Below are 14585 nucleotides of genomic sequence, written 5' to 3'. Positions count from 1 at the left end.
AACTCCATTTTAGTATCCCGTTTGGAAAATACTTGACTGACTGTTTGCTTTGTTGATTGCCGTTTCCATAGCAGTGAATTGCTTCCAGTATCGTGATTCGATATTTTCAAGCTTATCTACCCACGCGTCGATTCGTGTTTTCATTTCGTCCAAACGTTTCCCGATTGTATAAGATTGATTAGTGGACGAAGCTTTCCCAGCTTTTTTCTCAATTTCGCCAGTAAAACCTTTTAGCTCATCACGTAATCGTTGTGCGATACCACGTGTATCTTCAGTAACGCCCTTGGAAGCATCTTTTGCAGTACCAGTCTTTGTAAAGATAGAAGCAACTTGATCTGCATTTTTTTCAATGGCAGTTCGAAGCTTATCTTCATTAATAACTAATTTCCCACCATCCGAAGTAGTGGATGAAGTTGTAATGCCAATTTCAGCCAATGAATTAATTGTATCATCACCTAAACCACCAACAGCATCTGTAAAAGTTCTACGCATAGCGTACAGACCATTTGTTAAAATCGAATCATTTCGTAAAAGACCAGTTTGCGCCTTTTTCTCCCACTTTTCAATTTCATCTTCAGACATCTCTTCTTTTTGCTCATCAGTTAATGGTGGATAATTTCGGTTGTAGGTTTCTTTTAATTTACCGTTAATCGTTGTTACTAATCCGTTGTATGTTTCAACGAATTTTTTGATTTTGTCGACCATGTTGTCTACATCGGTTGAAGAAGTCAAAGTCACCGGACTATCTTGTGTTGAACTATTAGCTTCAACATAACTATCAACCCCAGACATAAAATCCTTATAATCTTGTTCAGTGCTGGCATAATTTTTTAGTCCAGAAGGTACTGGTACACCTTTATTTAGATTATAAGCCTCACTGAATGAAGTAAATGCTTCCTCTTTATTTAGTACTGCTTCTGAATAGGCTAAATCTTTTCCAAAAACATCTAGGATTTGCTGTGAAGTATTTGTCCCTTTAGTATCCTCTAGACCTTGAAGATACCCATTATTTGTATTGGAAGGTGATTCGGTACCATCAGATCCCTTAGTTATTAAAACACTTCTCAAAGATTTGATATCTGCATCAGTAAATATTACAGGATTTGAATTTTTAAGAGTTTCTAATTGTGTATCAATTTCTGCTACCGTAAATGAACTGGATATACTTAGATTAAAAATAGCATCTAACTTTTCGGGTCCATTACTTCCCATATTTAATAAGTAATTTTTAAGGACCAATCCATCGTCACTAGTAGTACCAATAATATTATTAATTGAACCTTCTAAGCTAAGATTACCTAAATTTGCAAAAGCTGCATCTAGTTCAGCTTTTGCAGTTTCTGTATTCTTGTGTGCAAAATCATACTGATCCTTTGTTGACTGTAAAATATCGGCATTGGTTGCTGTTTTATTAAACGTTGAATTCAAAGTTACATCGTAACCATTAATCGAGAACGTATTTGAAGATCTTTCAGTTGCAATTCCGTTAATTGTAAAAATCGCGTTTGAACCGCCATTAGCTATATTTTTATTATCTGACAGTCCAAACAATGAAAATAATTCAGTACCTGCAGCAACTGCTGTTCCAGATGTACTTCCTGTCTCCGATTCAACAATTACCTCTGCAGCACCCTCTTGTTTCAAACTACCTGTATTTTGTGCAGAGATCGATAATTTACCACTTTCAAAAACTGCTGTAACTCCAATACCACTAGCATTAATTTTATTGACTACATTTTCAACAGTATCTGTCGCTTTTATTTCGATTGATGCTGCAGTTGTAGCTAATTCACCATTTTTTTGAATAGCATTAAGTTTTATTGTTCGATCAGTAAAGGTAGAATCAGGATTACTACTAGACAACAATTCCTGCATGGTAGTTTTACTTGTAGCATTAATTGTCGTTCCAATAGAACGGGCAGAAGTTGCTAATTGACTTACACCTTCAATTGAAAGAGATCCTATAGCAGCAGATGTTGCAGTTGCTGTAACTAATGAAGAATTTGTTGAAGATACTGTTTTTTTATAAAAATTACTAGATAATCTATAGTTATCAAATAGGTAATCATCAAAGGAACTTAAGGCTGTATTAATTTCACGATAAGCATCTCGTTCCCATTCGTATTTTGTTTGTTGTTGATAAAGCTTAGTTAATGGGGCTTTTTCGGCCGACATTAACTTTTCTACAATTGAGTCAATGTCCATTCCTGACGCTAATCCACCTACACGAGTTACCATATTGCATCCTCCTAATTAAATCTTTTCGTCTACAATCATTCCAACCATTTTTTGCATTTCATAAAATGCATCTAAGAGTTTTTTGGGCGGAATTTCTTTTACGACCTCATCTGTATCTTTATTCACCACTTGTACAAAATATCGGTCTAACCCCTCATGATAAACAAACTTTGATGAATTATGGTTCGATTCCATAAATTCATTCAAAGAATCTACTGCTTGTTTTAACTTTTCTTCATTAATATCATTTTTTTCAATAGTTGTAAGCTGTTCATTTATCATTGTTTTAGAATTTGAGCTACCTTGCTCTTCTACTTTTTCTACAGGTGCAGTTTGAAACGTTTTCGTTGCCGCAGAAGTATCTGTTGCTTGTTGTGACGAAATACGCATGTTCCCCATCCTCCTTGACTTTGACCGGGCGTATATATAAATTCCATATCTACAAGTTATATCGGCAAAAACCCTTGACCTTTCATAAAAACTGTTAAAAAATATGAAAAAACTAAGCACAAGTAGTACTTAGTTTTTCTCCTTAACAAGTTGGTTCACTTCATTCCCAAGTGCAATTAATTTTTGACGAGCATTTCTTCATATTTTGCAATAGTTGCTAAATAAAATTTACATTTTGGTTCTGTTCCTGAAGGACGATATTAATCATCTGCGTGTTGAATCCAGAGAGATTTACTCTTTCACTAACACCGCCTCATTCTTAAGTAGCTCTACCATTTTACGTTTATATGCTTCTACACCAGGTTGATCAAAAGGATTTACTTCAAGAAGAGACGCACTAATGACACAGGCTTTCATAAAAAAGAACATTAAATAACCGACATGATAAGCATCTAGCTTTGGCATCACAATTTTCACAACAGGTACTCCGCCCTCTTCATGAGCTAAAGCGACCCCATCCTTTGAAATAGCATTAATCGAATTCATTGAACGCCCGCCTAAATAATTTAATCCGTCAATGTCATCTATTGTAAATGGGATTTCCATATCTGCTTCTACTTCTTCAAAATGAATTAAAGTTTCGAACATAATACGACTACCTTCTTGTATAAACTGTCCAATTGCATGCAAGTCAGTTGAATAGTTAACAGTAGAAGGATATAAACCTTTGTACTCTTTCCCTTCACTTTCACCAAACAACTGCTTCCACCATTCGTGGAGATTACTTAAACGTGGTTCGAATGAAGCTAGAAGTTCTACTGAGTAGCCTTGTTTATATAATTCATAACGTGTAAAGGCATATTGTTGGGCAGCATGATTCGAAGTATCACCATTTGTATCAGTATCAGCTTGTTTAGCTCCGTTTAGAAATTCTTCAATATCAACTCCAGTTACAGCAATTGGTAATAATCCTGCTGGTGTAAATACTGAATATCTACCACCTATATTTGAAGGAATGACAAATTGACGATAGCCTTCAATATCCGCAACTTGCTTTAAAATACCATTTGTAGCATCTGTAGTAATGATAATACGATTTTTAGAAAAAGCACCGTATCTTTTTTCCATATATTTTTTAATCAATCGAAAAGCAAGTGCTGGCTCCATCGTTGAACCTGATTTTGAAATTACATTTACATAAACTTCCTTATTATGTAAGTAAGCTAAAAGTTGGTTTAAGTATGCACCACTCATATTTTGACCAGCATAGATTACTTTAACTCCTAAATCTGATTGATCAAAATAAGGAGACAATGCGTCGATAACCGCCCTAGATCCTAGGAACGACCCACCAACTCCGATAACTAAAAGTATTTGTGCATTATTCTTTATCTCTTCAGCAACCAAATTTATTTTTAATAATTCATTAAATGAAATTTCATGATAGTGACTCATATCAGGAATCTGGTTACAACTATTAATTATTTGGATAGGGGAATTGAAAGTTAACATCATATTATCAGCTCCTGAAAATATAGTTTGCCTAACTTTTTGAGCAAACTAAATGTTATTACTCTTTATTTCGGCTGATTTTAGTAAGATTCAACTAGTTTAATTAAATTGGTAGTAATATACTGTACATCTTCATCAGTTAAACTAGGATGAATCGGTAAAGTCAGTGCGTGGTCATAATATAATTCTGCATTTTTACAGATCCCCTTTTTATAACCTAACTGCTGATAATAAGGATGCCAATACACTGGTATATAATGTACATGTACTCCAATATTTAAGTTTCTCATTTTCCTAAAAATATCAATTCTAGAGATTTTCTCATCTAATTGAATCATATACAAATGCCATCCTGAATAAGACCCTTCTAGCTGTACAGGTATTTTAATTTCGGGTATCATCGCAAACGCTTCGTTATACATTTGGGCGATCTCACGGCGACGATTAAGAAAATAATCAATCTTATTCAATTGAGATAGTCCAAGTGCAGCCTGAAGATCCGTCATTCTGTAATTAAACCCCAGATCAGTCATCTCATAATACCAATCGCCTTGTTCAATTGAATAAGGAGTCTTTTCAACTCCATGACTTCGGAATACTTGTAATTTACGATAATAGTCAGCGTTGTCCGTTACAATAATGCCACCTTCAGCCGTTGTAATTGGTTTTACCGGGTGAAAGCTAAACATCGTCATATCTGCCAATGTACCAACTTTGCGTTCTTTATACTCCGCTCCCAAAGAATGAGCCCCATCTTCAATTACTACCAAATTATGTTTTTTTGCAACTTCATTAATAAAATCCATGTCAGCTGGCTGACCAGTAAAATCAACAGGAATTATCGCTTTTGTTTTAGAAGTAATTTTTTTCTCAATTTCGTAAGGATTAATATTATAGGTATTTCTATTAATATCAGCAAATACTACAGTCCCACCAACATAACGAACACAATTTGCACTAGCAGCAAAGGTAATCGGTGTAGTAATTACCTCGTCACCTTCTCCAATACCTGCTGCAAAACAAGCGCCATGCAAAGCTGCTGTACCATTACTAAATGCCACAGCATATTTTGCGCCAACATATTCCGCAATCGCTGCTTCAAACTCTTCAATTTTAGGGCCTTGTGTAAGGAAGGAAGAACGTAAGATATCTACTACAGCTTGAATATCATTTTCGTCCACGACTTGTCTACCATAGGATAGGAATTTAGATAGTTTCTCCATATTATATACCTTTTGAATTAAAATATTTTTTTGCAATCTCTATTACATATAACATTTCTACCACCCGATTTTCCCAGCTATGATTTTCATAAGCAATTTGATGATTATTTTTAATTTGTTTTTTCAATTCAGCTTCATTACCTAGGATTTCTAAAATTACATTTCCAGCACCCGAGAAGTCAACTAAATCAAATCCTATGACTTCTTTTAAATGTTTTTTAATATATAGATTAGTGTCTGTTAACGGCAATGCTCCCTGCATCATACTTGTAAAGATTCGTTCATGTCCACCATTGGGGAAATTAGGTAAAATGTTAAGTACCATCTTAGATGCTCTAAATATTCTTTTCATCTCTTCAAAAGGAATAGAGCCATGATTTTTAAAATTAGAATTCAATAAAAATGGGTGATTTTCAGGAATAATACCAAAGAAATCAATTGTTACATCTTGATTTAAAAGATCATTAATAATTCTTTCTCTTTTTACTGCCCTTATATAACGATCTAAAATATTCATAACGCCAATCTCATTTAGGGTTTGTTTTAGACTAGGTTGTTCATGATAAAAATCATTCATTAGTAAGCGTAAATCGATATTACCTTGTAGATTTAACTTCGTTATCACTTTATCTCGGAAATTAGGTATATAGTTTTCAACTTGATTTAATGTTTCTTCATATTGATCTGTGGTGGCTATATGCCCTGCAAATACAACATCATATCTTTTTTGAGCATCTAGTTGAAGTGATTCTTTTTTTGCAGCATGTGAAATAAAGGAAGTAATTATCTCTTCTTGAATATTTTGTTCAATATAATCAACATGTGTTTCATCAATACACACAACTATTTTATGATTAATTGGTTCTATAATTCGTTGATATAGGTGGATTGGATGATCAACTAACCACATTACAATAGGAATTTTTAAATAATCGTATAATGATTCACCGTGTATTTTCAGATCATGGCCTATACCATTAAAGGATAGTACGAAATCTACAGGTCGCTTAAATGTATCTACTAATTCATTAACAACATGACTGCTATTTAAGTTTATGTAAATAACTTCGTGCCCAATCTCTGTTAACACCTCACCAATTGAATTCCCAAAATCATTTACAACATCGTATTGGAATTGTCCTCTATAAATTACAACTCTCATAACAACAGCTCCCAACTTAATGGTGTCCCTTTAGTTACATCTTTTTTAATAGCTTTTCCTAATACTAAATCATAGTATTTAGTAGGAAGACCTAGTCCAGGTCGAACATCGCGTACATTCTCTTTTGTTAAGATGTCCCCAACCTTCATATCTTGAGCAATGTACAATGAACGGCGATGTTCTAACGAAGGCACTTCAACTTCAGTAGGGCCATAATTTACCCGCCCAATACTTTGCCAAGCCCGTTCTGTCTCTTCAACTAACATTTTTAACTCGTGTGGCTCCAGAGAAAATGCAGAATCAACTCCACCCTCCGTACGAGAAGTTGTAAAATGTTTTTCAATCACTGTCGCACCAAGAGTAACAGCAGCGACTGATACACCTACACCCATAGTATGATCCGATAATCCGACTTCGGTCCCAAACAACTCACTCATATGCGGGATTGTAGCAATGTTTGAATTGGTTGGAGTCGCTGGGTAGGTACTTGTACATTTCAATAAAATGATTTGGTCATTACCTTCTGAACGGGCTGCACGTACAGCTTCATCCAACTCAGCTGCTGTTGCCATACCAGTTGAAATAATAATTGGTTTTCCAGTTTTCGCTACTTTACGAATCAGTGGGATGGAAACATTCTCAAATGATGCTATTTTATATGCAGGGACATCCAATGTTTCTAAAAAATCAACAGCTGTTTCATCAAATGGTGAACTAAAAGCAAGTAATCCGTGTTCTTTTGCACGATTGAAGATCGCTTCATGCCATTCCCAAGGTGTATAAGCCTCTTTATATAAATTATATAGTGATTGTCCCTTCCAAAGATTCTCATCATTCGAAATAAAAAATTCGCCAGTATGTACATCAAGGGTAATTGTATCCGGTGTATAAGTTTGTAGTTTTAAAGCATCTACACCGGCCTGAGCAGCGAGGTCCACTAAATGTAAAGCACGCTGGAGAGACTGATTATGATTCCCTGACATTTCAGCAATAATGAAAGGTTTTGTGTGTCGACCAATTTCTTTATGTCCAATTTTTATCATGTTAACAACTCCATTACTTCGTCTATCCACGGGTTTGGGAAAGTATTTTCAGTTAAGCTTAGTCCAATTCTTCCTATTTGATTCACTTCTACTTCTCGATTCTTCAGTTTTAACAGCAGGTCTACATAGGTTTCCACTGTTACTTTTTCATGCCAGCCTAAATCCAAGACAGCTCCTAATTCATGTGCGTATTTTGTAGTAAGAGCTTGATTCTCAGCAACAATTGTACTTGAAGAAGGCAGACCTACATAGCATCGTTCCCAGGTTGTTGAACCTCCTGCACCGATAGAGAAGTCAGCCTTCTGCATTAATTTAGCCATATAATCTATTTGACAATGATAGTCATACCCTTGCCTATCACAAATTCGTTTAATTTCTTCTTTATTTATATTTCCATTTCCTACGACAACATCTATATGTTCAAAACTATTTCCAAATTGAGATAGTGCCTTCAAAATTTTTATTGTTTCATCTGTTGGGTCGCTTCCCCCCATAAAAACAAGAATTCTTTCGATGTGGTTATTTCTTTCTTTTTCCTTCAAACGAGCTTCAATAAATTCATCCCGCATTATTAAGTATTTGGGGCCAAGTAGTCGGATACAATGTTTAGGGACCAATTCATCATAACGAGATTCAAAATTAGGTAAGAAATTTTGATCCAAGATTAAATCACAATCGTGAGGTCGGTTTGCCAAGTCATCAATTACAACAATTTTATCAGTATATTGTCGATGATCTTTCTCCCACTCTTCATCAATATTATAATGATCGATTAAATACAACTCTGCCTTTTCGGCACGATTAATTGTTTCGAAACCCTCTTGTTGAACGTAATTGATTAAATGTCCCGGCAAGTCTTTCATCCAAAATATAACATCAACATTTTGTTTTTCTAAGTTTTTCGCAATTGTTAGGCAGCGCATGACATGGCCACTACCAATATTAGTGGAAGCATCTGTACGAATTATCACTTTCTTCAGTTAAATCACCGGCTTTTGTTCAATATGTGCATTAATTTTTGCAATTTCAGGGTGTTCTTTCAAATATTCGATTACATCTAAACTTGAGATTAGTGGATTATCAAAATAATCCGCCACTGTTTTAAGAAGTTCATAATCTTCATCTGTATCTAATGTAATACGAAGTTCTGGAACAAGGCGATTTTCAGACACTGTATAAGTAGCATTAGTAAATTCACTCAAAAATTCATATGCATAATATGTGACATGTTCACGGTGCCGTGCTTCCTGACCCACCTCATGAATACGTAGCAATGCTTTATAAGAGATAAGCTCTACAGCTAGTCCTCGTGGAAGTTCACCGTCTAATAACACAATATCTTTTTGTTCTCTTTCCATTAGAGTAACTATTTCACTAGCCATTTCATAGTCAACAAATGGACAATCCGAAGTTACACGCATGACGTAATCTGGATTGTACAGCTTTGCGCACTGAACGTAGCGATCTAATACATCATTTTCAGAACCTCTGAAATACTTGATTTGATGTACTTCACACCATTCTTCAATAGCATCGTCCTGAGACAGAGTGGAAGTAGCAACAATGACTTCACTAACCCCTTTAATTTGTTTACAACGCTCCACATCATATGTTAGTACATCGACATTCCCAAGCGGTTTTAAGATTTTACCTGGCAACCGAGAGGAACCCATTCGTGCTTGAATGATACAGATTATTTTCATATCTCTCTTCCTTTATTTAAAGAATTACTACTTCTCTAGTAAATGATTTTAAAAAACTTTGACCGTCCCACACGCCATCGAAATTCAACGCTTGACCAATAGGAACAATGCGGTCTAGACCTCTAGTAGTAATTGAATTTACAAGCGATTCTAAGTCGGAGTATTCAAATCCAAAATATGCTAATGTTTGATCTTTATCTATAATTACCTTTGGTAGATCACTTAAATACTCAACATCATATTCAAAGAATAAGCCCCCACCACAATGTCGCTCGCGTGCTTCTAATGGTACATCTGTGACTTGTAATCGAGAAAAGTATTTTCCGTTTTCAATATGTTTAACATCTGTTTCCGTTGCCATCCATAAACTGGTTGTATATTTCAAAACTTGTGTAGCAGCCATTAATTCGTATTGTTTGTTTTTAATTTTGTTTTCAAATGCAGACCAGAAACGGACCTTCGCCTTTTCTTTTTGGTTGCCAGACCACACAACAAGTCTCGGTGAAGAACATGCCATTTGATCAAACCAAAAAACATCATTATAAAATTTCTCAAGGAGCTCATTTAATTCATTATGATTAGTATTCATAACAGCTTCCGCCGATAATACTGCTAGCGAAAAACGATCAGGAAATGCAAGTTCATTTGCCATAGGATTGAGTGAGATCTGGCGAATTCTTTGAACAGTATGATTACCACCCCAAATAACTCTTGTATGACAAATTTCACTTATTCGTTCCCCGTAATTTTCTTCATAATTATATGTACATATTATCGTCTGTTTTGCGATTTTTTCAAATTCGGGTCTTGCGATTTCTGCTAAAATCAAGTCCATCAGTTCATTCGATTGTTCCTTGCTAGAAACACGTATTATATTTCGATTACCAGCCAGTAATGATAACATCCATGAATATACAAAGATAGTATCCACATTAGAAGGCGCTATATGGAAAACTACTCCACGAGATTTAATTAATCTGCCTTTATTTTGATTATTCCATTCTTTTTGCATTCCCATGATATTTGCTTTTCTCAACCAGTAGCCTAACGCAACCACTTCTGGCATTTGACGCATTTTAACAAGCCTTTTTGATAATGCTTGCGTAAAAAGAAGAACTTCTTCATCGAAAGGTGTAAAAGTGTTTTTACTTTTCAAATTTTCAATTGCTTGGTCAAAACTAATATCTATTGGCCAAAAAAGTTTCACGATTCTACACCACCTTGAAATGTATCACTGCATCCACGAAGTTCTGCTTTTGGAATTCGTCCGGCCACATTAAAATATTTACCTTTCCAGCCACATGGACAGTCATCTTCACCTAAAATCATTCCTAAGTCTTCAGTTAATAGTGAGTGTCCAGGATAACTTTTTGGTAATTCACTTAGCACTTGAATTAATCCTTGCTTCCCATTTTGAAGTGGCTCAAAAGTCAAGCTATCTCGAATAATTACGTCAGCATAACTAGGCGTATGTAAGTGCCCTTCGGAACACTCGACAAAAATGGAGCCAACCTGTTCCACCATTCCATAGTAGTTATGTACCTCTCGAATACCAAGTTGATCATGAAGTAGTTGATTGAATGTAGAAGCATCAACAGCTTCATCTTCTAACTTTTTCCAACCACCACCGTGAATTAGAATACTATCTCCAAAATCAAGCTTATATCCTTTTTTTAATGATTCTTTATAAACATATTGCCAGATCATAAATGTGAATCCAAACAATAAAATTCGTTGTCCTTTATACTCTTCCAAATAGTTCTCCAAACCTTCAATATCTAAACTCATATCATCATTTAATGCATAAAAATGCTTCCGTCCAAAATTTGAAAACCCTAAAATTCCAGCACCCCTAGCACTAAAGGATTTTCTATCTTTCAAAACAGATTTTGTATCTAATATAATCATCGGTAAACGTTTACCACCAAGTAGTGGCTTCATTACTTCTACTAAAGTTTTAGTTTGAGCAATTGATGTTTCTTTATCTAAGTAAATTTTAGAAACCTGTTGTCCCGTTGTCCCACTTGAAGTTAAGACTTTTATAACCTCTTCTTTTGGAACAGAAACCAAATCCATTAATTTAAATAATTGGACTGGTATAAACGGCACTTTTTCTAACTGACTAGCGGTGATTTGAAACCCACCTTTTTCAATCATCGACCGGTACTGAGGACTTTTTTCAAAATGCAAATTTGTTAATCCATTTAATTTTTCAAGCAATAAAGGAGCTTTTTCGGCTTTTGTTAAATGATAGGGAATTGTCATATGCATCGCTCCTTTAATGTAACGTAATCAATCTTCCCGCTTGCAAAACGCGGAATAGCATCAAGAACTATTACTTTATAGGCAGTTCTATGCAGTTTATAGTATTGTTCGACAACATCCTGCACTTTAGTAATATATTGCTCTTTATCAATGGCGATCATTAGTTTATCATCATTACCAGTACAAGCGATAAGAGTATGGACTTCTGACTCTAATTTTTTCTCAACTTCATCTAAATTAATCCGTAATCCAAATAATTTTATAAATCTTTTCATCCGGCCAGTAATGATAAAATAATCATCCTGGTCTGATGTTGCAGTATCACCGGTATGAAGAATTCCGTTCATTTCATCGCCTTTTTCCAGGTCCGCTAAACAGCTTGCATACCCCATCATGACGTTTGATCCCTTATAAATTAACTCACCTGTTTCAGCATCAATTGACAAGTCTCCACCGGGAATTGCTATACCTATAGACCCGGCCTTTTCAACTACTCTTTCTGATGGGATGTATGACATTCGTGGAGATGCTTCAGTTTGACCATACATAACAAAGAACCGCTTGTTTTGCTCTTTAGCATATTGTGCGAAAATTTTTACTAGCTTTTCGTTTAAGCGACCGCCAGCTTGTGTTAACGTTTTTAAATGTGGTAAATCCATTTTCAAAAAACCAATACGTTGTAACATTTGATAAGTAAACGGTACACCTGCTATAGAAGTTGCTTGCTGCTCCTGTACAAATTGCCAAAATATTTTTGACATGACACTTTCATCAGTTAAAAGGATACTAGCCTTTGCCTGCAAGTGACTATTTATAATTGAAAGACCGTATGAATAAGACATTGGTAAATTCATAATGGCTCTTTCATTTTCGTCAATGTTTAAATATTCTACAATTGCTTCAGCATTCGATTGTATATTTTCATAAGATAATCGTACAAATTTTTGGCTTCCTGTCGTTCCGGAAGTACTAAGTAATATTGCTAAATCTTTATGAATGGGAGTATTTGAAGAACTCACTCTCTCTTGAATTAAACCAACTTGTCGATATCCATCAAATGAATATGTACCAACAATCCAATAGGGTTTGTATTCATTAACAATTGATATAAGGAGCTCTGCATTTGTATCTGCACTTATTAGCATAACCGCATGATGATTATTTAAAGCTGAAAGATAAGCACTTAACATTTCAATCTTATTTTTGCAAAGTAATAAAACTAACTTTTTATCATCACTTGAAAATTTGAATTGTTGTACCATTTCATTTAGCTCTTTATATGTATATTGTTTCTCTTCAGTAATAACTGCAATTTTTTCTGATACTACAATATTATGAAAGCTCATCTAATAACACCTCTCAATGGAAAAAGGTATGGTAAAATACCACACCCTTTTCATTAAAATTGAACATCATATTTTGCTAAAATTTCTTTTGCTTTAGCAAATGTACTCATTTCTAAAACATCCTCAGTATCAAGCATTGTGTCAAACTGATCATCAATCTCAGAGATCAATGCCATATGGGCGATTGAATCCCATTCAGGGATTGAATTATATGTTAAATCCTCTGTTACCCTTGATTCTTCAATGCCTAAGCTTTCCGCAAAGATTGTACGTAATTTTTGTTCATTCATAAATTATCCCTACCTAACTAATCTGTTACTATTATTATCGGATGGAAATACAAAATATTCAATGTTTATAAAAGAAACTCTTCCCTATGTTTATGAAATTTCTTGCATTCATTTTCCCATGTTGAAGAGAGCAATTCAAAATATTCAACATTATAAAATTCCCCATTTTTAAAAACATGTTCTTTAAACGTTGCAGCATGAGTAAAACCATAATGTAAATGCATCTTCATCATACCATCATTGCCTTCCATTACTTCTGCATAAAGCTTATTTAATCGAAGGTCTTTAAAAACATAGTTATATAAATAGGGTTGAATACGACCAGCTATGATTGAATATTTCAAATCACCAATATAATAGCCAAATGTTGCTTTACGATGGTGTCGATCAATTTGGTTTAAAGAGATTAACCCAATCGCTACACCCTTATACTGAATGATCCAATAATATTGTGTATCATCTTTTGATATTTTCTCGAACCACTTTTGCTGATTATCCAGATTTTTTTCAATATCTGTATACATAAATTGTGTAACATGTTCGCTGGTGCGCCATTCTAATACTTGTTCTAAGTCGGATTCTTCTAGTTTTTTAAACGCAATCATAATAGTATCTAACCTCCAAAAAGAAAGACATGGTTTTAGATAACCATGCCTCCATCTACACCTATAACTTGTCCAGTAACATACGAAGATAAATCGGAAGCTAAAAATAAAATCGTATTAGCTACTTCTTCTGGTTTACCAATACGTCCCATTTTTATCTCAGATAGTCGTTGCTCAAACTTTTCCTCTGAGAGCTGCTTTGTCATATCTGTTTCAATAAATCCAGGTGCCACTGCATTAACACGAATATTATAAGGAGCTAATTCCTTAGCAGCCGAGTACGTTGCACCAATTACAGCTGACTTACTTGCCCCATAAACAGTTTGTCCAGCATTGCCAGTTCTTCCGATAATAGAACTAACGTTTATAATAGAGCCCGACCTTTGCTTCATCATCAAACGTGAAGCGTACTGCATGTGGTAGATGACTGCTTCAACATTAACTCCAAAAGTCTTCGAAACTTGCTTTTCATTGACCATTCCGAGAAGTGCATCATCTAGTATCCCAGCATTATTTACTAAAATATCCAAATTACCCATATTTTTCTTTACCAAAATAAACGCTTTTTTAATTTCTTCTATATTAAGTATATCATAAGCAACAGTATAAACCTTTACATCGTATTGACTCGTAATTTCTTCTTTTAATTGTTCAAGAACTGCTTCATCACGACCATTTAGAATTAATGTCCCCCCATGTGCCGCACATGCTTTAGCAGTAGCTCGACCAATACCTCTGGTTGAGCCAGTGATGAATACTATTTTATCCTTTAATAACATTTTACAACCCCTTCTTAACATAACAACAA

At 34.7% G+C, this 14585-nt stretch carries 14 protein-coding genes; all 14 read right to left on the bottom strand.

What is annotated here, in order from left to right; genetic code table 11:
* Positions 1–9: 9 nt before the first annotated feature.
* The 14 genes from fliD to QYB95_RS01550 all read right to left on the bottom strand — a co-directional run bounded on the left by fliD (position 10) and on the right by QYB95_RS01550 (position 14556).
* On the bottom strand, positions 10–2238 hold the full coding sequence (gene fliD / locus QYB95_RS01615; RefSeq protein ID WP_301136330.1) for a flagellar filament capping protein FliD: 2229 nt from the start codon (positions 2236–2238) through the stop codon (positions 10–12).
* Positions 2239–2253: 15 nt separating this feature from the next.
* Positions 2254–2628 (bottom strand): flagellar protein FlaG, encoded by a 375-nt coding sequence (locus tag QYB95_RS01610; RefSeq protein ID WP_301136329.1) that lies wholly within the window; start codon positions 2626–2628, stop codon positions 2254–2256.
* 291 nt (positions 2629–2919) lie between these two features.
* On the bottom strand, positions 2920–4143 hold the full coding sequence (locus QYB95_RS01605; RefSeq protein WP_301136328.1) for a glucose-6-phosphate isomerase: 1224 nt from the start codon (positions 4141–4143) through the stop codon (positions 2920–2922).
* Positions 4144–4220: 77 nt separating this feature from the next.
* A complete protein-coding gene (pseC, locus tag QYB95_RS01600; RefSeq protein ID WP_301136327.1) occupies positions 4221–5363 on the bottom strand; it encodes a UDP-4-amino-4,6-dideoxy-N-acetyl-beta-L-altrosamine transaminase in 1143 nt (380 codons plus the stop codon).
* Position 5364: 1 nt separating this feature from the next.
* Positions 5365–6525, bottom strand: coding sequence for a glycosyltransferase family protein (locus tag QYB95_RS01595; RefSeq protein WP_301136326.1), 1161 nt, complete (start codon positions 6523–6525; stop codon positions 5365–5367).
* Complete coding sequence (gene pseI, locus QYB95_RS01590; RefSeq protein WP_301136325.1) at positions 6522–7568, bottom strand: pseudaminic acid synthase; 1047 nt, start codon at positions 7566–7568, stop codon at positions 6522–6524. Before pseI ends, QYB95_RS01595 begins: the two co-directional genes overlap by 4 nt.
* Complete coding sequence (gene pseG, locus QYB95_RS01585; protein ID WP_301136324.1) at positions 7565–8539, bottom strand: UDP-2,4-diacetamido-2,4,6-trideoxy-beta-L-altropyranose hydrolase; 975 nt, start codon at positions 8537–8539, stop codon at positions 7565–7567. The genes pseI and pseG overlap by 4 nt, the downstream gene beginning before the upstream one ends.
* A 9-nt stretch (positions 8540–8548) precedes the next feature.
* Positions 8549–9271 carry a cytidylyltransferase domain-containing protein gene (locus QYB95_RS01580; RefSeq protein WP_301136323.1) on the bottom strand — a complete coding sequence of 241 codons (723 nt, stop codon included), beginning with the start codon at positions 9269–9271 and terminating at the stop codon, positions 8549–8551.
* Positions 9272–9287: 16 nt separating this feature from the next.
* Positions 9288–10478, bottom strand: coding sequence for an acyl-CoA reductase (locus tag QYB95_RS01575; RefSeq protein ID WP_301136322.1), 1191 nt, complete (start codon positions 10476–10478; stop codon positions 9288–9290).
* Positions 10475–11536, bottom strand: a complete 1062-nt coding sequence (locus tag QYB95_RS01570) for a LuxE/PaaK family acyltransferase (RefSeq protein ID WP_301136321.1) — start codon at positions 11534–11536, stop codon at positions 10475–10477. Before QYB95_RS01570 ends, QYB95_RS01575 begins: the two co-directional genes overlap by 4 nt.
* Positions 11533–12882 (bottom strand): AMP-binding protein, encoded by a 1350-nt coding sequence (locus QYB95_RS01565; RefSeq protein WP_301136320.1) that lies wholly within the window; start codon positions 12880–12882, stop codon positions 11533–11535. Before QYB95_RS01565 ends, QYB95_RS01570 begins: the two co-directional genes overlap by 4 nt.
* Positions 12883–12935: 53 nt before the next feature.
* Entirely contained in the window at positions 12936–13172 is a 237-nt protein-coding gene (locus QYB95_RS01560) for an acyl carrier protein (protein ID WP_301136319.1), read from the bottom strand.
* Between the two features lie 65 nt (positions 13173–13237).
* Positions 13238–13777, bottom strand: coding sequence for a UDP-4-amino-4,6-dideoxy-N-acetyl-beta-L-altrosamine N-acetyltransferase (gene pseH, locus QYB95_RS01555; protein ID WP_301136318.1), 540 nt, complete (start codon positions 13775–13777; stop codon positions 13238–13240).
* Positions 13778–13812: 35 nt separating this feature from the next.
* Positions 13813–14556, bottom strand: a complete 744-nt coding sequence (locus QYB95_RS01550; RefSeq protein ID WP_301136317.1) for an SDR family NAD(P)-dependent oxidoreductase — start codon at positions 14554–14556, stop codon at positions 13813–13815.
* Between the last annotated feature and the right edge of the window lie 29 nt (positions 14557–14585).

The sequence above is a fragment of the Ureibacillus aquaedulcis genome, assembly GCF_030418165.1.
Lineage (GTDB): Bacteria > Bacillota > Bacilli > Bacillales_A > Planococcaceae > Ureibacillus > Ureibacillus aquaedulcis.
Note: the sequence above shows the minus strand (reverse complement) of the source record. Positions and strands in the feature narration are given on the sequence as shown.